The organism is Larkinella knui (assembly GCF_003858645.1).
Classification (GTDB): domain Bacteria; phylum Bacteroidota; class Bacteroidia; order Cytophagales; family Spirosomataceae; genus Larkinella; species Larkinella knui.
The window spans coordinates 563,805-583,535 of record NZ_RQJP01000001.1 but is presented as its reverse complement, the minus strand read 5'-3'; the positions used below and the strand labels follow the sequence as shown (position 1 = coordinate 583,535).

Sequence of the window (19,731 nt, the reverse complement as noted above, 5' to 3'; positions counted from 1 at the left end):
GAAAATACTTAAAAACCGGCCAGGTTATTTATAAAACGGCTACTCACTTTTAACGTATTCCAGCTCCTTATTTCACATACGGTAACTTCCTTGGAATGGTAAAGATCTCGGTTTGCCGCCCGTCGATGTACCGAAAGCTTGTTCCGTCGAAAAAGCCATCTTCTTCAAGCATGATGCGGACGGTTTTCTTCCACTCCGGAACCTCAATAGCGGCATTGAGCTCGATCGAATAGGCGGTATTGGCAAAAAGCGGGTAATCGCCGGGGCCGGGAACACCATTTTGCTGATCCCACATGCCAATGGTCGGGCCAGCCGCGTGGCCATGAACACCAATCGGGTGCGTGTAGATCGTCCCCCGGATGCCTTCCTTTTTCGCCTGTTCCAGCGCTTCCAGTAACAACTGGTTGCCGGTTTTTCCGGCTTTATACCGCTCCGTGAGAATATCCTGCAACCGGTTTCCCTGTTGAAAAGCTTTGCGGAGCACGTCCGGCACCTCGGTTTCGCCAGGGCGCAGGATATAAGCGTGTTGTTGCTGGTCGGTATTGAGTCGCAGATACGTAATCCCGAAATCGACATGCAGCAAATCGCCGGCCCTGATCACCTGGCCCGAAGCCTTTTTAGAAAACGTTTTGAGGTGATCGAAATCCTGGGGCGAACCGCTGCCCTGAACATCGACGGTCGGATGAAACCAGGTTTCCAGCCCCAGGTCGGTTATCCGCTGGCGAAACCACCACACCACATCGTCGGTCGTTGTCACCCCGGGCTGGATGACCTGCTCCGAAAAACCCTCCTGAATAATCTGGTGCGACAACCGGCAAATGAGCGGATAGATCGCCATTTCCTTTTCCGTCCGCGTTTCCAGCCAGCCGACCGACAGACGCTCCGCCGAAACCAGCCGTTTTTGATAATCGACCGGCAATTTTTCCAGAAATTCGCCGTGTTCCGTAAAAGTCAACCCGTCGGCATGGGCGTAATTTTTGGAGAAGTTCAGACCAATTTTCTTTGGTTTTCGATCCTGAATAATTTTGACCAGCGCTTCCCACTGGTTGGGCCGAACGTCGATGTCCCAGGCGCCTTTGAGCAAATTTCCGACATCATACCGGGCAATCGCCAGTTTTTCCACGCCTTTCTCGGCACCCTGATCGAAAAAAACCATCACGGTTCGGCGTCGCGCCGAGAGCCACGTACTGGGCAGCATGGTTTTCAGAACCGGATCTTCGTTGTATTCCCGCGAAATAATGACCCACATATCGATTCCTTCCCGGCGCATCAATTGGGGCAACAGGTTGTTGAAGCGGTCTTCCAGGATGTCATCGACCACGCGGGAACGCTCGCGTTCGCTCAGAATGGTGGATGGTGACAGCGGTTGGGCCTGTAAACCGCAGGCCGAAAAAAGAAGCAGAAGCAGCAAAAGGAAACGGTATTGCATAGGCGACGAAATTGTTATAATTTGTTAAAAATACGGCTTTTCCAATCGGAGGGGCAACTTTACCGTCGAATTCCGCATCTTGCTACAAAATTGCGGCATTCAACACCGGGACAACTCCTTCATCCGTTACTCTTTCGTTGTACCTGAGTAGCAAAATGGTTAGTTTTCCCGGCGAATTTACAACCTGCACCTTATGAGATACTGGATTACTTGCTTCATCACGTTCTATTTTATGCACTCGGTATCGGCTCAGGGAATCCGCGGGACGATCAAAACCAACAAAGGAGAAGTTTTACCCTACGCGGCCATCGTAGTCAAAGGAACGTCGAGCGGGGCTATCACCAACTCGGAAGGCCGGTATGAAGTGCCGCTGAAACCGGGCAAATACAGCGTGGTTTTTCAATATTTAGGGTTTCAGGCGCAGGAAAAAGCCGTCGAAATTGGCAGCGACTGGCAAACCATCGACGTGACGATGGAGGAGCAGGCATTCCGACTGGAGGAAGTCACCGCGCGCGAGGGAAAAGAAGATCCGGCCTACAGCATCATGCGCCGGGCCATTGCGAAGGCCAAATACCACGAGCTTCAGGTGATGAGCTACACGGCCCGCGCCTATACCAAAACCTCGTTTACGATCACCGACCTGCCGATGCAGTTCATGTACCGGAAGCAGTTGAAAGAAGCCGAAAAAGATGGTTTTAAAATCGGGGTGCCGATGCTTTACGAATCAGTTTCGGAGGTCACTTTCAAACAGCCCAACACATACCGGTACCGGCTGATGGCGACGCGCAATTCGATGGGCGACAACATTTCCGTAAGTGATTACTTTCTGACCAGTTTCTACCGCCCGGAGGTCAACAACGCCGTTTCGCCCCTGTCACCGAAGGCGTTTGCTTATTACAAATTCGAATACCAGGGCACGTTCAGCGAGCGCGGCATCGATGTCAGTAAAATTAAAGTCAACCCGCGAGCCTATGGCGAAGGCGTTTTCCGGGGCTATATTTTCATCATCGAAAACTCGTGGGCGATCCATAGTTTGCAGTTGGAAACCCGCAATCCGCTGGGGTTCGACATCAAGATCCGGCAGGTGTACAGTCCGGTGCAAAACGTGTGGCTGCCGATCAATCAGCGGTATAATCTGGAAGGCAAAATCATGGGAGCCGCCGGGAACGCCCAATTTATTATCAATCAGACCTTTAATAGTCTGCAAGTCAACCCGGCTTTTGTGGAAGATGTAAAAATCGTTGACGAAAAAATAGAAAAGCCGGCGGTTTCCCTGTCCAACAAGGATATTAAAGGGCAAAAATTGCAGGACAAAATTGCCAAACAGAAAGAATACTCGGCCAGGGATTTCAAAAAACTGCTGAAAGAGTATGAAAAACAGGAATACCAGGCCAAAAAAGAGCGCAAGGAAGAAGTGGAAGTTTCGCGCAACGACTCCACCATTGTCGATTCTCTGGCCAACAAACGCAGCAATGCCTTCTGGGATTCGCTGCGAACGGTTCCGCTGACCACGGCCGAAATCAAAAGTTACGTGAAACGCGACAGCCTGAAAATCGTGCGCAAAATTGAGGTGCAGAAAGACAGCACCAAAGCGGAGCGCGATTCTACGAAGAAAATCCGGGCCCGCAAGCGATTCATGCCCGGCCAGCTGGTTTCGGGAAACACCTGGAATTTCAGCAAACGCACGGCGCTGACCTGGGACAGTCCGCTCCAAAAGATCTATTACAATACCGTGGAAGGATACACCTTCGATCTGGGTTTGCGAATGCGGTATTTTCTCCGGCCACAACAACGGGATTCGACGCGCCGTCGGGAAACCTACAAACCAACGCCAACCCTAACCGTTGGCGGAGCGGGCCGGTATGAGTTCGGCATGAAACGGTTTATTGGAACGGGCGGCATCGATTATACGTACAAAGGCACCTCCATTGGCTTGTCGGGCGGACGCTGGGTGAATCAATTTAATCCCAACGAGCCCATCAGTCCGTTCCTCAACTCGCTGACTTCGCTGCTGTTCGAGAAGAATTTCGCCAAGTTCTACCAACGCGATTTCCTGCGTCTGGGCGTGGCGGCCCGGCCTTTCAACAACCGCATTACCGTGAACGGCAGTCTGGAATACGCCGAACGGACGGAACTGATGAATTACAAAGAGAATCTGAAACCGTGGATCGACTGGAATCAATTCAGTTACACCTCCAACCGACCGACCAACGCCGAACTGGGTACGGCGGCTTTCCCGGTCAACCAGGCCCTCATTTTTAACGTGGCGGTTTCGGGAAAACTGGCGGCCACCCGCTACCGGATTCGAAACGGCCGGCGCGTTGCCAGCCGCAACAACAGCCCCGAACTGATGCTGAATTACCGGAAAGGAATTCCCTTACATTCGGGAGCAACGGAAGCCAGCGATGTGGATTATGATTTCGTGCAAGCCGGTTTGAGCCATTCGTTTGAAACGGGAATCCGGAGCCGGTTGAGTTACAACGTGTCAGCGGGCGGTTTTTTGAACGACAAAGCGCTGTTTTTCCCGGATTTCAAGCATTTTCAGGGCAATGAGTTTTTCCTGCAACAGGGCGATCCGACGTCAATTTTCCGGATGCTGCCGTATTACCAATACAGCACCGGAAAGCGGTTTGTCGAAGGCCACGTCCTGATGGAATACCGCAAGTTTCTGATTACGCAATTGACGGTGGTTCGGCTGACGGGCCTGAAAGAAAATCTGTTCGTCCATTACCTGGGCACGCCCAACTCCAAAAATTATACGGAAGTCGGTTATGCCCTCGATGGGCTCATTCCCGGTATTTTTCCCTTTTTCCGGATTGAAGTGATTTCGCAGTGGCAGGATTGGCAATACCAGAAGCTGGGTTTCCGGATTGGAACGACCCTGAAATTCCGCTAACCGGGCGTACAGCTGGTACCAATACGAATCCCGATTTTAATCCGGGGTCACGATGTGTAACCGTATGAACAGGAATCGTTTTAGCGGCCAATGACCTCAAAACCGTTAAAACGGTTCCTGCCCGTACGGCCATCTCCAGAACCCCACGGTTATAACCGTGGGCGGGTTCTGCTACTTTTAACCCTCTTTTAACAATAATTTCATTTGCTTTAAATCTTTCAGGGCGTTGTTTGTGGCAAGAAAAGACAAACAATGGGTCTCCTCCACAACATAACTATAACGGTCAGCCTGATTTGGGCGGTACTTTTCCGGGTCTACCCATCGGTAACCGGAGCTGTATTGCCCTCACATCAAGCCATTCAGACGACCGTTATTCAGGATACCCACCAAACCAATCCGTCGACGGATTCAGCGGTCTACCTGGTTCAGGATGAAGATGAACAACCCTCGCCAACGATCGATCAGGATTTTCTGCCTTCCCTTCCCGTAGCCTGGTTGAGCCTGTTGATGGCCGTGTTGATGCTTCAACCCATCCTGCGGATTGCCATTGCCAAACGGGCGGTTCCATCCCGACCGTATTACCTCTTATTCTGTGCCTTACGAATTCCTTCGGTTTAATTCCCCGGACTGACCAGTCCAACGATTCCTTCCAGGTTTTATAACGCCATTCGGCGAAGTACGCTCTTAAAACACACATCAAAATTCATCATGAAAAGGATTCTTCTTTTCGTGTTTGGGTGGCTTGTCAGTATGCCTACGGTTTCGCTTGCCCAGAGCGATACCCTGCGGCTGACCCTCGCCCAGGCCGAAGCTCAGTTCCGTCAGAACAACCTGCAACTGATGGCTAATAAACTGGGCATCACTGAAAATCAGGCCTACGAATTCCAGGCCAAACTCTGGAATAATCCGAGCATCTACGTCGAGCAGATGCCCTACAATACCCAAACGAAGGAGGTGATGCCGCTGCGCCAGCGGAATTCCGAACAGGTCGTTCAGTTGCAGCAATTGTTGCTGCTGGCCGGCAAACGGAACAAACAGCTGGCCATTGCCCGCACCAATACCGAACTGGCCAGCGACCGGTTTTACGACCTGCTGCGGACCTTGAATTACCAGCTTCGGACAACGTTTTACGACCTCTATTACACGCAGCAGGCGCTTACCGTCTACGAACAGGAAACCGGCACCCTCCGGCAGACCGTCACGTTATTTCAGCAGCAGTACGATAAAGGCAACGTGCCGCTGAAAGACCTGACCCGGCTGAAGGCCTACCTGTTCAACCTGACGTCAGAGCGTCAGCAACTGCTCCGGAAATTGACCGACGACCAGGCCGATCTGGCTGTCTTACTGAATGCCAGCCCTTCTGTCACCCTACAACCCGTGCTGGAAAATACGGAGGCCATTCAGCCTGCCGTCGGTCAACTCAATCTGAATGAGCTTCTAAAGCTGGCGGACGAAAACCGCTACGATCTGAAAGCGTTCCGGGATCAGGCCATTCAGGAGAAACAAAATCTGGCGTTGCAGAAAGCCATGGCCGTGCCGGATCTGTCGGTGCAGGCTACTTACGACCGCAACGCCGGGTATATTCCGAATTACGTGGGCGTCGGCGTGGGAATCAATCTGCCGGTTTTCAACAAAAACCAGGGCAACATCAAAGCCGCCACGATTCGGACCCAAAGCAGCCAGCAAGCCACCGATGCGTATCAGATTCAGGTGGAGAGCGACGTGCAGCGGGCGTATAAAAAGGTGCAGCAAACCGATCAGATTTACCGCACGTTCGACCAGAAATTCAACGGCGACTTTAGCCGGCTGATCGAAGGCGTCACCACCAATTACCGGAAACAGAACATCGACGTGGTCGAATTTCTCGACTTCTTCGACTCCTTCAAATCCAGTCAGATTCAGTATAACCAATTGCAAAACGACCGGATGCAGAGTCTGGAAGAACTCAATTTTGCCGTTGGCACCAACCTATTCACCAAATAAGATCCGGTTGAAAACCGCACAATCATGAAAACGACTCATCTCTTAAAAACATTGAATCTGGTGCTGGTCGGGAACCCCAACTGTCGCGACTTTTTGATTCGCAGCATCCGTACTGATTTTAAATACAAGTTGGCATTCCCCCTTTTTTCAGCTCTCCTGCTTGCTGCCACCCTCTCCGGTTGCCAGTCTTCCGCAACGCCCGAAGACAACGGCGACGAAGCAACGAAACAAAAAGTCAACCTGTTGGCAACTGCCAAACTCGATACGGCGAAATTGCTGCCCGTCAACAACGAATTGAATCTGACGGGTAAAATCACCTTCAATCAGGACAAGGTGGTGAAGGTATTTCCGCTGGTGGGCGGTCATATTGAAGAAGTAAAAACCGATTTGGGCGATTACGTAAAACGCGGACAGGTTCTGGCGGTCATCCGTTCGGGCGACATGGCGGATCTGGCCCAGCAGGCAATTTCGGCCAAAGGTCAGCTGGCGGTGGCCCAGAAAAACCTCCAGGTGACGGAAGACATGTCGAAAGCCGGTTTAAGCGCCCAGAAAGATCTGATTGCGGCTCGCGAACAGATGCAAGCCGCTCAGGGTGAGGTCAATCGGGTAGCAGAGCGGAAAAGCATCCTTGGCGGTTCGGGTTCGATTTACGTCGTAAAAGCGCCGGTAGACGGTTTTGTGGTCGAAAAAAACGCGGCTCAGGGCATGGAACTCCGGTCGGACGATCCCGAAAACCTGTTCACGATCTCGAACCTCGACCAGGTTTGGGTGCTCGCCAACGTCTATGAATCGGATCTGGCGAATGTCAAAGAAGGCTTCGATGCCACGATTACCACGCTTTCGTACCCCGACCGGGTTTTCAAAGGAAAGATCGATAAAATTTTCAACGTACTCGATCCCGAAAGCAAAACCATGAAAGTGCGGGTGACGCTGCTCAATGCGGATTTCACCCTGAAGCCGGAAATGTTCGCCAATGTGCGGGTTGAGTACGCCGGTCATGAGCAACGTATAGGCATACCGGCAAAAGCCATTGTCTTTGATAAAAGCCGCAATTTCGTTGTGGCCGTCAACACCCGGAACCAGCCGGTGGTGCGCGAGGTCGACATTTTCAAAACCATCGGCGACATCACCTACCTCAACAGCGGTTTGAAAGCCGGCGACCGGGTGGTAAAACAGAATCAGTTGCTGATTTACAATGCGTTGGGAAATTAATTGAGTGATTTGTGATTGGGCGATTGAGCGAGCCGCTAGTGTGTGGTTCGTACTCATGACCTTATCACAACGAAGCTTATTCACTCAATCACTCATTCGCTCTTTCACTCATTGAACACATGAACAAGTTCATCAAAAATATAATCTCGTTCTCGCTGAAGAACCGGTTTTTTATCTTCTTCCTGACGGCTCTGGCGGTGGTTGCGGGTTTTGTTAGTTACCAGAACACGCCCATTGAAGCCTTCCCGGACGTCACCAACACCCAGATCACGATTATCACGCAGTGGCCGGGCCGTAGTGCGGAAGAAATCGAGAAGTTTGTGACGATTCCAATTGAAATTGGACTGAATTCCGTTCAGAAAAAAACCGACATCCGCTCCACCACCCTGTTTGGCCTGTCGGTGGTCAAAATTATGTTCGAAGACGGCGTCGATGATGCCTTTGCCCGTCAGCAGGTGAACAATTTGCTGGGGAGCATCGACATTCCGGAGGGCGTCAAACCGGATGTACAGCCCCCCTACGGCCCGACCGGTGAGATTTTCCGCTACACGCTCAAAAGCAGCACCCGCACCAGCCGCGAATTGAAAACCATGCAGGACTGGTTGATCGACCGCCAACTGAAAAGCGTGCCGGGCGTGGCCGATGTGGTTAGTTTCGGGGGCGAAGCGAAGACGTACGAAATTTCGGTCGATCCGCGCCGGCTGCTCGATTACGGCATTACGCCCTTGCAACTCTATCAGGCCGTGGCCAATTCCAACGTCAACGTCGGGGGCGATGTGATCGAGAAAAACTCGGAAGCCTACGTGGTGCGCGGCATCGGTTTGCTCAAAAACAGCCAGGACATTGGCAATGTCATCATCAAAAACGCCAATGGAACGCCGATTATGGTTCGGAACGTGGCCCAGGTTTCGGAGTCGGCCTTGCCGCGACTGGGTCAGGCGGGTCGCGACAATCAGAACGATGTGGTGGAATGCATCGTCGTCATGCGCAAGGGAGAAAATCCAAGCGAGGTGATTGAAAACGTTAAGGCAAAAATCAACGAACTGAATACCAGTATTTTGCCGTCGGACGTACAAATCGATACGTTCTACAACCGCGAAACGCTGATCCATTTTGCCACGCACACGGTGACGCACAACCTGATCGAAGGACTCGTGTTCGTGACGGTGATTGTGTTCCTGTTCATGGCCGACTGGCGCACCACCGTCATCGTGTCGATCGTCATTCCGCTGGCGCTGCTCTTCGCGTTCATCTGTCTGCGGCTGAAAGGAATGTCGGCCAATTTGCTGTCGATGGGCGCGATTGATTTCGGGATCATTGTGGACGGCGCGGTGGTGATGGTGGAAGGAATTTTTGTCACGCTCGACGAAATGGCGCTGCACAACGGGATGCCGAAATTCAATAAGCTCGCCAAACTGAGCGTGTTACGCAAAACCGGCACGGAGATGGGAAAGGCGATTTTCTTCTCCAAACTCATCATCATCACCTGCCTGATTCCGATCTTTTCGTTTCAGAAAGTGGAAGGCAAGATGTTCTCTCCGCTGGCCTGGACACTGGGTTTTGCCTTGTTGGGGGCCCTGATATTCACGCTGACGCTGGTGCCGGTACTGGCCAGTTTTCTGCTGAATAAGAACGTTCGGGAAAAACACAATCCGGTCGTCAACGTCATCACGAAATACGCCACCAAAACGTTCGGGTTCACGTTTGCGCACAAAAAACTGAGCTTACTGGTTGCTCTATTTCTGGTGGTGGTGGGACTTTCCGGTTTTAAATTGCTCGGAACGGAGTTTCTTCCCGAGCTCGATGAAGGTTCGATTTACGTGCGGGCCAGCATGCCGATGAGCATTTCGCTGCCGGAATCGGTGAAATTGACAACCCAGATGCGGCATGTTTTCGAGCAGTTTCCGGAAGTAAAGGGCGTGATTTCGCAAACCGGCCGGCCCAACGACGGCACCGACCCCACCGGTTTTTACAACATCGAATTTCTGGTCAGTATTTTTCCGAAAGAAGAATGGAAATCCGGAATAACGAAAGCGCAACTGATCAATCAAATGCAGAAAAAGCTGGCGGTATTTCCGGGGGTCGATTTCGGATTTTCGCAACCCATCATGGATAATGTGGCCGAAGCGGTTTCGGGGGTCAAAGGCTCGATTGCCGTTAAAGTGTACGGCCCGGACCTCTATACGCTGGAACGCAAATCCACCGAAATTCAGAAACAACTGGCCACCGTCAACGGAATCACCGACCTCGGCGTGATCCGCAACATTGGACAGCCCGAACTGCGTATTGAGCTGGACGAACAGAAGTTAGCCCTCTACGGCGTCGATAAAGCCAATGCCCAAACCGTGGTGGAAATGGCCATCGGTGGAAAAGCCGCTACCCAGATTTACGAGGGTGAACGGAAGTTCGATTTGCGGATTCGGTACGACCAGCCGTTCCGTTCCAACGAAGCCGAAATTGGCAATCTGATGGTTCCGACTAACAACGGCTCGCAGATTCCGATCAAGGAAATTGCGAAAATTTATACGCAAACCGGCCCGATCCTGATCTACCGCGAAGGCAATCAACGGTACGGCGCGGTCAAATTCTCAGTTCGCGGACGCGATATGGGGGGCGCCGTGGCCGAAGCCCAGCAGAAAGTGACGGCCAACGTCAAACTGCCACAGGGGTACACGATCAAATGGGCGGGCGACTTCGAAAATCAGCAACGGGCCACCGCCCGGCTGACCCAGGTCGTTCCGCTCAGCCTGCTCGGTATTTTCTTCATCCTGTTTGTGTTGTTTGGTAACGTCAAAGATGCCGGACTGGTGTTGTTCAACGTGCCGTTCGCCATCATCGGCGGTATTGCGGCTTTGCTCATTACCCACGTCAATTTTAGCATTTCGGCGGGAATCGGGTTCATTGCCTTGTTCGGGATCTGTATCCAGAATGGGGTGATTCTGATCTCGGTTTTCAAGAAAAACCTGCATAACCGGCTCAGTCTCAACGATTCTATCCGACAGGGTGTAATTTCGCGGGTGCGTCCGGTGGTGATGACAGCCATGATGGCCGCCATCGGGTTGATACCGGCCGCGATTTCAACCGGTATTGGCTCGGAAACATCAAAACCGCTCGCAATCGTGGTCATTGGCGGTCTCATAACGGCCACATTTCTAACTCTTTTCATCTTTCCTTTGGTGTTTTATGTCTTCTATCGTCCGAAAACACTCGCGCCCGTTTAAAAAAATAATGACAATGTTTTAAGAGAATCGGTACAGACCCGCCAACTTTGGCGGGTTTTGTCTTGACAGTATGAAAACAGTACTGATATATAGCGGGCTGATTTGGCTGGGATTAACGGCAGGTGTTGCGCAAACGGTTGCGGAAAAACCACCTGTGGATTCTCTGGCGAAATCACAGACAGCTACGACTCAGCATTATCCGGTGCGCTGGACGGTCAACCTCGATTTTCGGGATTCGTTTGTCAACCGCCATCACGTCAATGTCTGGGGCGTCAACACCGGTTTGGTCTTCGGGCCCAAGCGGCATCAGATTACCATTGGGTATTACTGGCTGACGTACAACTCATATCTTCACCTGATCGATTTGCACCGGAATGCGGCCAAACGCCTGAATCTGGCCTATTATACCAAAACCGACATGGCGTTTGGAAGTGTCATGCTGTGGCATAATTTCATCAATAACCGGCGGTGGATGTTCAGCATTCCGGTGGAACTCGGGGCAGGAAGAGCAACGGCGGTTTCTACGGACACCAAAACGGATTCCGCTACCGGGCGTTCACGCTGGGATTTTTTCATGCCGGTTCAGGTTGGCGTCTACGGCCAATGGAAAGCCTCCCGCTGGATTGGTCTGAGCAGCCAGATCGGTTACCGGATTTCGATCTTTCAAACCAATGTCAATCAGCACTATAACGGATCGTACTACAGCGTCGGCACGGTCATTTACCCGGAATTTTTTAAAGATATCTGGGCTTTTATCCGACGGAAACCAAAAGCGGGTTCGAAAGAATCAGGTTGACGACCATGGGCATTCATGCGGAACGATCGCTGGAAGAGTGTGAGGAGAAAGACAAATCCCCGATGAATACCGGGGACTGTTCAAAATAAAACCAATTATTACAAAACAATAAAGCGCATACCGCTTTAAACCATCCAAGGTAAGGCGTTTTGGAAATTCTCCCCTGCATAATCGCCGAATGACCGTTTCATCTAGACGAATAGCCTTTTTAGCACGGTGAGCTCTTTCGGTATTTCTTAAATATTCTTAAATCCATTTGACATTGTAAAAGGAATTTCCCTCTTTTGTGGTGTATTAGTTTATTAGTACACTATAACCATGATCGAGCTAACAAACCTGACTTTTGGGTACACTCCGAAGAAAACGATGTTTCGGAATTTGAATCTTTCGATTCAACCGGGTAGTATTTATGGTTTATTGGGCAAAAACGGCGCGGGCAAATCGAGCCTTCTGCGGCTGATGGGCGGAATGCTGTTTCCAACGGCGGGAGCGGTACAGGTTGCGGGCTTTACGCCCCGCAAGCGGGAACCGGCTTTTTTTCAGGAACTGTATTTCATTCCGGAAGAAATCTACCTGCCGTCGGTATCGCTCAATCGCTACATCGATACGATGGGGCCATTTTATCCAAAATTCAACGAGTCGCAGTTCCGGAAATACCTGTCGGAGTTTGACGTTCCGCCCGACCAGAAACTCACGGCGATGTCGTATGGCCAGAAAAAGAAAATTATCATCAGTTTTGGTCTGGCAACCAACACGCGGGTTCTGATTATGGACGAGCCCACCAACGGGCTGGATATTCCGTCGAAAAGCCAGTTCCGCAAAATCGTCTCTTCGTCTCTGACATCCGACCGGCTGATGCTCATTTCAACCCACCAGGTCCGGGATCTGGACAACCTGATCGACGGCATTGTGATCATCGACGAAAACGAAATTCTGATGAACCATTCCCTAACCGACATTGAAGAGCGACTGATGTTCAGCACGTTGAGTGCCGTAACGGAAACCGACCGGGTTTTGTACGCCGAACCATCCCTGCGGGGCTATTCGGTGGTGATGGAAAACGTCGGGCAGGAAGACACCAAAGTCGATCTGGAGCGGCTTTTCAACGCCGTCGTCACCAACCGTTCAGGCATCAAAACCCTTTTTCGCTAACGTACCCGCGGACTTCAGTCCGTGTTTAAACCAAGCACCCGATCATGAGCCTCTTCCCGATTATCCAGATTTTGCTGACCGCCCTCTTATCTGATCTTCCGGCCCCGCTGTTGTCTGTTGTCTCAACTCTCACTTCTGTTGTCTAACCCCATGAACCAAACGTTCAGTTTACACCGTTTTGGCCTGGTGCTGAAACTCCACTTATCCGAACACCTCAAATCGTATTTATTGGGAACCGGCGTACTGGCTGGCGTCCTGTTGCTCCTGCTTTCTCCGGATGCCGCCCGGCTTTCGGTTTTCCACGAATCCATTTACCGGAAACACGGCATCTTTTTTGGCTTCATTTTCTGCGGTGCCGGGGCCTGGTTCGCCAGCGAAGCTTTCCGGGTGGTGAGTACGCCCGTTCGGGGCATTCCGCACCTGGCTTTACCGGCTTCCCAACTGGAAAAGTTTTTAGCGGTATTCCTGATGGTGCTGCTATTTGTGCCGGTTTATCTGGGCGTTTTTTATACCATCGAAGGCATTACTTTTTCAATCATTAATGCCCGTCTGCCAGCTGGAAGTCCGCGGTATGAACTGCTCGATATAACCGGCGAATACCTGGATTCGGAAATGCGTTATCTGACCTTTCTTACGCCTTCTTTCTTTTTGGTCGGCTCCATTTACTTCTCAAAAGTACCCTTTGTTAAAACGGCGGTTATTGCCTTTGTTTTGTTTTTTATAACCTCCTTATTTCTGAATGAATTTATTATCCGTCAGCTGTTTCCGCACCGGGAACATTACGGCAATACCTTGTTCCAGGAAGTTAGTTTTATCGAAAACCGGCGGTGGTACCGACTCGAACTAAGCGGCCAATCCCGGATAATCGTCAATTCCATTCTGGTCTTGATCATTCCTTTCCTCTGGTTCATTGCCTACATACGTTTCAAAGAGAAAGAACTCTAATATGGATTTTCAGGATAAAAAAGCCATTTATCTTCAGATCGCCGACTACGTCTGCGAGAAGATTCTCCTCGGTCAATGGCCACCGGGGGAGCGAATTCCGTCGGTGCGGGATCTGGGCGTCGAGTTGGAAGTCAACCCGAATACCGTGATGCGGACCTACGATTTTTTGCAGCAGAAGGACATTATTTATAACAAACGGGGCATCGGTTTTTTTGCGGCTGATGCCGCAACGGATCGTATAAAATCATACCGCAAGGAGCAGTTTCTGGAAACGGAACTGCCCCAGTTTTTCCGAACGATCTACCTGCTGGATCTCAGCCTGGAAGAAATTGAAAAACGGTATAAAGCCTTCGTCGAAATCGAATTTAACGCGAATAAAGTGGAGTAGAAAATAAGCCATAAAGCCGTATGAAAACCAGCAATAAACTCCTCATCGCCTTTTTTACCATCGGTTTACTGACGCTGATCGGTGCCAACGTGGCGTTGCGAAAAGAATACGATAAAATCAATTTCAGTGACCCATTTTACGGGCTTACCTCCGTCAGTATAAAGCCGTTCCGGGTCTTGAAACTGGAAGGAAATTCGGCGGGGCTGGTCAGTGTGCAGACCGGAAAAGTTTCTGAAATCCGACTTCCGGATAAAGACCGCGATTTGTTTAGTTACCGGCTAAATGGCGACACCCTGGTGTTCAGTTACAAGCCAAAATCGGTTCCCTGGCAATCCAAGGCGAATCAATATTTTGATGCGGCTCCCGCAGCGGTTATTCTGACTCCCAAACTTGAAACACTCCTGACGACCAGGGTAAGCTGCAATCTGAACCAGCTAACTGCCGATCAGCTCCAGATTGTTCAGGACAATTCGGGCATCCTGCTGACGAACAGCTCGATTGGTAAACTGACCGTACTTGATCAAAAAGGCAGTGAGCTTCACACCAAACCAACCAACCGCGTGGGCAACGCCACCGTTGTGTCCCGGGACAGTTCAGTTTTCATGGTTGAACGTGACATTTTCGGATCTTTGACGTTGGAAACGGACAGCCTCGGAAAAGTGACTATACCGGGTGGGCTGCTGAAAAAGTTGAAACCGTAGCGAACCCGTTGACTCAGCTAACCAATTCATTAGCAATGTTTTAAGTCGTACTGATCGAACTAGCAAACAGCCCTGGAAGGGCGGTCTGTCAATAGAAAAATCGGCCAGTCAGTGCCTGGTAGCTCCGGAGGAGCGGTCTTGGAAAAATCCTCAGGCCGCTCCTCCGGAGCTATTGAGCAGGAACCACTTTTGACCTATAAACAGAATAGGCCTCCGGCCTAAACGCTGTCGGTTTTCAAGAAAGGCACCACGAAACCGTCTACGGTTCCAAAACCGTCCGCTTTTCCGTTACTGATTTCACTTTTTCTTTGGAGAAATAAACCGGAAAATAGTCGTTCTTCTCCCAAATCGGAAACAGATCCCGGTAATGCGGACTGGCCGGGTCGCCGGACTGGCCGGGGTTGTTGATCCCCAGCGTTTTATCCCAGTCGCCGGTATCGACCAGGATTCTGAACGAGGCTCCCTGTTCCTGATTCAAGGCATTGCCGGTACTGTTGACGGTCTCGCCGTATCCACCGCGCGCAGCCGGGCCAATGGCATAGTCGGACGCCTGCTGTGGGCTCATGAGGTTGCCGAGGGGGTGAGTCATGAAAATGTGTTTGTTAGCGGGTTGACCATACCACCAGTGCGTCCGGTCGTAACCCAGGCGTTTGGTCAAATCGGCAATGGCATTTTCAAGGCAGGTGAGCACCAAATCATCGCGGTCTATCGTTTTTAAAGGCCCCCGCAAATCGGATGTCAGCCAGCTTACAAACCGCTCCGTCGGGATTCCGCTCACATAGTTCCAGGCTTTTTCCGGCACGGCCAATTGATAGACAGCCTGTTGCAACTGCGTTTCCCAGGCCACATATACCGCGGCCGTTATGGAACCCGGTTCCAGTTTGAAATCCCAATCCAACAGTTGTTGACGCGCCCATTCCACCGGCTCATCTCCGGTTTGCAAACCGTTCAGCAACGGGACCAGTTTCCGGGCCGTTATCGATAGGTAATCGGCTTGCAGGGTTTTGAAATCAGGTAATGAATGCTTCGGTTTACTTTTCAAAACTTCCGCAATCCGGTGCGCCCGCGCGGGTGACGCCCACTCCCAGGCGACGGCGTTCCGGTGCGGGAAGTGGGTCGGAATCAGGTTGTTGTTGGCCGTGGCGAGGAAACCTTCCGGCGGGTTGGCTTTGTTGGGAAGCTGTTGAATCGGAAGAAAACCGCCCCATTCAAACCGCCCGTCGCCCGGAACCGGGACCAGCCCCGACCAGTTTTTTCCAGAGCGGGACGGCCGGATGGGTGAAATACCGGTTGCCTGCCAGCCAATCGATCCTGTTGGGTTGGAGGCTGGCCGACCCCCGGAATGCCGGCCCCCGGATGGCCGGCCCCCGGAATGCCGCCCAGCCCAAACCATGTTTTCACCCGGGACCCGGCTGTAGGTGCAGGCCTGACGAAATTCGGTCCAGTTTTTCGACTGGTTCATCCGCAAACTGGCCAGATAAGGCGCACAACCCGGCTCAAGCCAGGCCGCCCGAACGGCATACAGGGTATGTTTTTTTGCATCTTCAAAAACCACCGGCCCATGCCGCGTATACTTCAGCTGGACCGGAACCGGTTGTTGGTCTTTTACCCGAATGGTATCGAAAATCGTTTTTACCGATTCCCATTTTCCCCGGTATTTGTACTGACTGGCGTTTTCGGGATTGGCTTCGTAAACGTACAAATCTTCGACATCGGTTTCAAAAATCGTCAATCCCCAGGCCCCAAACTCGTTATGGCCAATGGATACGCCCGGCAATGTGGGTTCCCCCGCTCCCACCACATTCCAGTTTGGCGCGTGTAGATGAACCCAATACCGCAGCGAAGGTATGGCCTGCGTCCGGTGCGGATCGTTTGCCAGCATCGGAAAACCGCTCGCTGACCGCTGGCCGCTCACCACCCAATTATTGGAGCCGACCAGCTGTTTTTCCTGCCTGAACCAGACCGCAGCCTCCTCTTCCGTTGCCCCCAAGCCGCGGTCTTTATCCGTAAACCGGATGGGCAACCGAAAGGCTTCGTAGAGCTGCAGGATCGGCTGAAACAGGTCTTCACCGTTCACATGCAGGGTCAGATCAGGCTCCCCGGTTTTGGAAGTGGGCTGAAACCACGCCAATTCACGCACTTTTTCGGGGCCGAGCAAATGCACCAACCGGCCATAATCCAGCTCGGAGCGGACGTTTTCCAGCAAACCCTGATGCCGGCTTATGACAACTTCGGGCGTCCACAAACCGGGTTGGGTTTTCAGTATCTTAAATTCGACCGGAAGTTTGTCGGGCGTCTGATTAATCTGACGGATGTAGGCGTTGATTCCCTCCACAAAAGCTCCCACAATCTGGGGGCCGTTCGGATGGTAGTGTTTGAGTTCCTGTTCCAGATTTCCCCGAAACCGGAACAGACGCGTACCCTGGTCGCGTTTAATTTCGTTGGCACCCAGCAGTTCGGCCACGGTTCCGGTGGCCTGCCGACGCCAGATTTCGAGCTGAAAAAGCCGGTCGGAAGCCGCGTTATAGCCCTGAGCGAAAAACAGATCGTGCTCATTCTGAGCGTAAATATGGGCGATCCCCCATTGATCGCGGAGAACTTCGACCGGCTGCCGTAGCCCCGGAAGTTTCAGTTTTTCGGCGGATTGGGTGCAGGCAAACGGGCTAGTGAAGAGCAGCCAAAGCAGAGCCAACGCTGTCGTTAATCGCATAGGATTCCTGAAAGGCAATACCTCATTTTTTCAAAAACGCCAGCACCTCCCGCGCAAATCCTTCCGATCCCGACGTATTGCCGTGATTGCCCGGTACGGTTTTCAGCGTGGAATTGGGTATCAGTCGGGCCAGATCACCCGCCCGGCCGTTGTCCTCGTCCTGATCGCCGGAAATAATCAAAACTGGTATTTTCACCCGGCTCAATTCCGCCGGACTTGTCGAAGGTTGGGTCTGTTGCTGAAAACCGAGCGCCAGCGTATCCAATCCCCGGGTTTTGGCAGCATTCAACGCGCCCTGAAACTCCGGATGCAGGTGGGCCTTTGCGCTGAAGAGTTCGGCAAAAGCCATTCGGCGTGCCCAGTTTGGATCGGTAAAATCAGCGCCCATACCGCCTAAAACCGCTGCGCGCAGGTTTTTATCCAGTATCAGCAACCGAGCGGTAATGATCGAGCCGCGCGAATAGCCGACGGCATCGTAATTTTTCAGTTTCAGGTGGTTCATCAAGGCCATGATGTCGCGGGCTTCGGCATCGTTGCGGTAGGCTTCAACGGTATGCGGTTTATCGGACAAGCCGTTGCCCCGCAAATCCAGCTGGACCACTTTATAACCAGCATCGAGCAGCGACTGCCGCAACACGGCTTTTTGCCAGGAAGTCCCGTTGCCCATAAATCCATGAACGAGCACCACCGGTTTCCCTTCGCCGGCCACTTCATAGTGGATTTTTGTTCCGTCAAATGAGGTGAACAGCGGTTCGCGGGACGTTTGGGCCGCAGCGCCCATCGGCAGCGTCAGAAGTAGCAGGGCGAGAAGTTTTTTCACGGGAAAGGAAGTTAAGGCCGGTAAGATAACGTGAATACCCCTGTGGGGCAAATCCGTAATTCGTGTTAAGTTAGTAAAAAAACGTTCCCCGCTGGCGTATGTACCCGCTTCCCCAACAGCCGTGAGGCATTCAGGAGCTGGTTTCAACCGGGTTCCGTCGATTCAGGCGGGTAAGTAGACGACAAACGAAGCGCCCTGGCCGGGTTGACTGTAGGCCGTGATGGCTCCACCATGATTGGCGACTACTTTCTCACAAATGGCTAATCCGATGCCCGTACCGGCATATTGACTGGTGCCGTGCAAACGCTGAAAGATCTGAAAAATTCGATTGACATATTTCTCATCGAATCCAATACCGTTGTCCGACACATCGATCCGGTTGTAAACGCCGGTTTTCCGTACCGGTTTCACCGAAAGGGGCAGGTCTGAAGCCGCCACCGTTTGAGCCCTCATCCGAACGACAGGCTTGACGTTCGGGCGTTGAAATTTGATGGCGTTGCTCACTAAATTTTGAAAAAGCTGGGCCAACTGCGAAGGATCACCCTGAACGGTCGGCAATGGATCAACCTCGATGACGGCTTCTGTTTCCTGGATCAATAAACCAATATCATCGAGAACATCCCGGACAACCGCCGTCAGGGAGACAGACGGCAGGAACTTTTGCAGCGTCGAGATGCGGGAAATGGTGAGCAGATCTTTAATCAAAATGGACATTCGGCGGGCCGCCGTTTGCATGCGTTCCAGATAAGAGGCCGCTTCGCCCAGGTCTGCGCCGATCTGAGTTTTCAATAAATCCCCAAACGACTGAATTTTCCGGAGTGGCTCCTGCAAGTCATGCGACGCAATGAAAGCAAACTCAACCAGGTTCTGGTTGGACTTTTTCAGTTGCTCATTCGCTTCGTGCAGGGCCTGGGTTCGTTCGGTAACCCGTTGTTCCAGCACTTCGGCCGCTTGCCGCTGGGCTTCCTGAGCCCGGATTAACTCCGTAACATCAAATACAATTCCGTTAAAGCGAACAATCTGACCCTCTTGATTCAGGATGGTTTTCCCCTTTGCCTGCACCCACCGGTAGTGGCCCTCACCGGTTCTGGTTCGGAAAATAATATTATGTTCCCCATCACTCTGCGGGCTTAAAATCCGGGCGTTGGCCTCCCGAACACGTTCGCGATCGTCCGGATGAACCTGCTCCAGCAACGTAGCTGGCGTCACATTACCATCGGGAGGCAATCCGAAAAGTTGCTTACACAGGGCGGACCACTCGGCGTATCCTGTCACCAGATTGAAATCCCAGGTTCCCACACCGGCCGCTTGTAAAGCCAGTTGCAAACGCTCCACTTCCAGCACATTATCAACATCCGTAGACGAATTCTTACCAGTCATGCCCTCCTTTAATAAACAATCTATCAGTCGTAGCGAAGTTACTGCAAAATGAGCATTCTTTGCCTGATTAGCGGCTTGATTTTGGCTTGGCCGCCACA

General features: G+C 51.9%; 14 protein-coding genes. 10 read left to right on the top strand and 4 right to left on the bottom strand.

Annotated elements, in window-relative coordinates; translation table 11 throughout:
• Nucleotides 1–67: 67 nt before the first annotated feature.
• Nucleotides 68–1,429, bottom strand: a complete 1,362-nt coding sequence (locus EHT87_RS02325; RefSeq protein WP_124903436.1) for a M24 family metallopeptidase — start codon at nucleotides 1,427–1,429, stop codon at nucleotides 68–70.
• A 193-nt stretch (nucleotides 1,430–1,622) separates the two neighbouring features.
• On the opposite strand from EHT87_RS02325, the gene EHT87_RS02320 reads away from it, so the two are divergent.
• The 10 genes from EHT87_RS02320 to EHT87_RS02275 all read left to right on the top strand — a co-directional run bounded on the left by EHT87_RS02320 (nucleotide 1,623) and on the right by EHT87_RS02275 (nucleotide 14,723).
• Nucleotides 1,623–4,325 carry a DUF5686 and carboxypeptidase regulatory-like domain-containing protein gene (locus EHT87_RS02320; RefSeq protein WP_124903434.1) on the top strand — a complete coding sequence of 901 codons (2,703 nt, stop codon included), beginning with the start codon at nucleotides 1,623–1,625 and terminating at the stop codon, nucleotides 4,323–4,325.
• Between the two features lie 339 nt (nucleotides 4,326–4,664).
• Complete coding sequence (locus EHT87_RS02315) at nucleotides 4,665–4,943, top strand: hypothetical protein (RefSeq protein WP_124903432.1); 279 nt, start codon at nucleotides 4,665–4,667, stop codon at nucleotides 4,941–4,943.
• 90 nt (nucleotides 4,944–5,033) lie between these two features.
• Nucleotides 5,034–6,308: a TolC family protein gene (locus tag EHT87_RS02310; protein ID WP_124903430.1), complete on the top strand. Its 1,275-nt coding sequence runs from the start codon at nucleotides 5,034–5,036 to the stop codon at nucleotides 6,306–6,308.
• Nucleotides 6,309–6,332: 24 nt separating this feature from the next.
• Nucleotides 6,333–7,520, top strand: a complete 1,188-nt coding sequence (locus EHT87_RS02305; RefSeq protein ID WP_124903428.1) for an efflux RND transporter periplasmic adaptor subunit — start codon at nucleotides 6,333–6,335, stop codon at nucleotides 7,518–7,520.
• 119 nt (nucleotides 7,521–7,639) lie between these two features.
• Nucleotides 7,640–10,741: an efflux RND transporter permease subunit gene (locus EHT87_RS02300; protein ID WP_124903426.1), complete on the top strand. Its 3,102-nt coding sequence runs from the start codon at nucleotides 7,640–7,642 to the stop codon at nucleotides 10,739–10,741.
• 70 nt (nucleotides 10,742–10,811) lie between these two features.
• The gene (locus EHT87_RS02295) at nucleotides 10,812–11,537 is read left to right on the top strand and encodes a hypothetical protein (RefSeq protein ID WP_124903424.1); all 726 of its coding nucleotides are present in this window, start codon (nucleotides 10,812–10,814) and stop codon (nucleotides 11,535–11,537) included.
• A gap of 318 nt (nucleotides 11,538–11,855) precedes the next feature.
• Nucleotides 11,856–12,689, top strand: coding sequence for an ABC transporter ATP-binding protein (locus tag EHT87_RS02290; RefSeq protein ID WP_124903422.1), 834 nt, complete (start codon nucleotides 11,856–11,858; stop codon nucleotides 12,687–12,689).
• 150 nt (nucleotides 12,690–12,839) lie between these two features.
• Complete coding sequence (locus tag EHT87_RS02285) at nucleotides 12,840–13,634, top strand: hypothetical protein (protein ID WP_124903420.1); 795 nt, start codon at nucleotides 12,840–12,842, stop codon at nucleotides 13,632–13,634.
• A gap of 1 nt (nucleotide 13,635) precedes the next feature.
• Complete coding sequence (locus tag EHT87_RS02280; protein WP_124903418.1) at nucleotides 13,636–14,022, top strand: GntR family transcriptional regulator; 387 nt, start codon at nucleotides 13,636–13,638, stop codon at nucleotides 14,020–14,022.
• A 20-nt stretch (nucleotides 14,023–14,042) separates the two neighbouring features.
• Complete coding sequence (locus EHT87_RS02275; RefSeq protein WP_124903416.1) at nucleotides 14,043–14,723, top strand: hypothetical protein; 681 nt, start codon at nucleotides 14,043–14,045, stop codon at nucleotides 14,721–14,723.
• A 259-nt stretch (nucleotides 14,724–14,982) separates the two neighbouring features.
• On the opposite strand, the gene EHT87_RS02270 is transcribed toward EHT87_RS02275, so the two are convergent.
• The 3 genes from EHT87_RS02270 to EHT87_RS02260 all read right to left on the bottom strand — a co-directional run bounded on the left by EHT87_RS02270 (nucleotide 14,983) and on the right by EHT87_RS02260 (nucleotide 19,633).
• Entirely contained in the window at nucleotides 14,983–17,433 is a 2,451-nt protein-coding gene (locus EHT87_RS02270; protein ID WP_124903414.1) for a penicillin acylase family protein, read from the bottom strand.
• A gap of 22 nt (nucleotides 17,434–17,455) precedes the next feature.
• Nucleotides 17,456–18,253, bottom strand: coding sequence for an alpha/beta fold hydrolase (locus tag EHT87_RS02265; RefSeq protein WP_229320804.1), 798 nt, complete (start codon nucleotides 18,251–18,253; stop codon nucleotides 17,456–17,458).
• Between the two features lie 162 nt (nucleotides 18,254–18,415).
• On the bottom strand, nucleotides 18,416–19,633 hold the full coding sequence (locus EHT87_RS02260; protein WP_124903412.1) for a sensor histidine kinase: 1,218 nt from the start codon (nucleotides 19,631–19,633) through the stop codon (nucleotides 18,416–18,418).
• Nucleotides 19,634–19,731 lie beyond the last annotated feature (98 nt).

Coding starts and splice junctions, on each gene's coding strand:
- EHT87_RS02325 (WP_124903436.1), bottom strand. CDS start 1,429: ATGCAATACCGTTTCCTTTTGCTGCTTCTGCTTCTTTTTTCGGCCTGC.
- EHT87_RS02320 (WP_124903434.1), top strand. CDS start 1,623: ATGAGATACTGGATTACTTGCTTCATCACGTTCTATTTTATGCACTCG.
- EHT87_RS02310 (WP_124903430.1), top strand. CDS start 5,034: ATGAAAAGGATTCTTCTTTTCGTGTTTGGGTGGCTTGTCAGTATGCCT.
- EHT87_RS02305 (WP_124903428.1), top strand. CDS start 6,333: ATGAAAACGACTCATCTCTTAAAAACATTGAATCTGGTGCTGGTCGGG.
- EHT87_RS02300 (WP_124903426.1), top strand. CDS start 7,640: ATGAACAAGTTCATCAAAAATATAATCTCGTTCTCGCTGAAGAACCGG.
- EHT87_RS02295 (WP_124903424.1), top strand. CDS start 10,812: ATGAAAACAGTACTGATATATAGCGGGCTGATTTGGCTGGGATTAACG.
- EHT87_RS02290 (WP_124903422.1), top strand. CDS start 11,856: ATGATCGAGCTAACAAACCTGACTTTTGGGTACACTCCGAAGAAAACG.
- EHT87_RS02285 (WP_124903420.1), top strand. CDS start 12,840: ATGAACCAAACGTTCAGTTTACACCGTTTTGGCCTGGTGCTGAAACTC.
- EHT87_RS02280 (WP_124903418.1), top strand. CDS start 13,636: ATGGATTTTCAGGATAAAAAAGCCATTTATCTTCAGATCGCCGACTAC.
- EHT87_RS02275 (WP_124903416.1), top strand. CDS start 14,043: ATGAAAACCAGCAATAAACTCCTCATCGCCTTTTTTACCATCGGTTTA.
- EHT87_RS02270 (WP_124903414.1), bottom strand. CDS start 17,433: ATGCGATTAACGACAGCGTTGGCTCTGCTTTGGCTGCTCTTCACTAGC.
- EHT87_RS02260 (WP_124903412.1), bottom strand. CDS start 19,633: ATGACTGGTAAGAATTCGTCTACGGATGTTGATAATGTGCTGGAAGTG.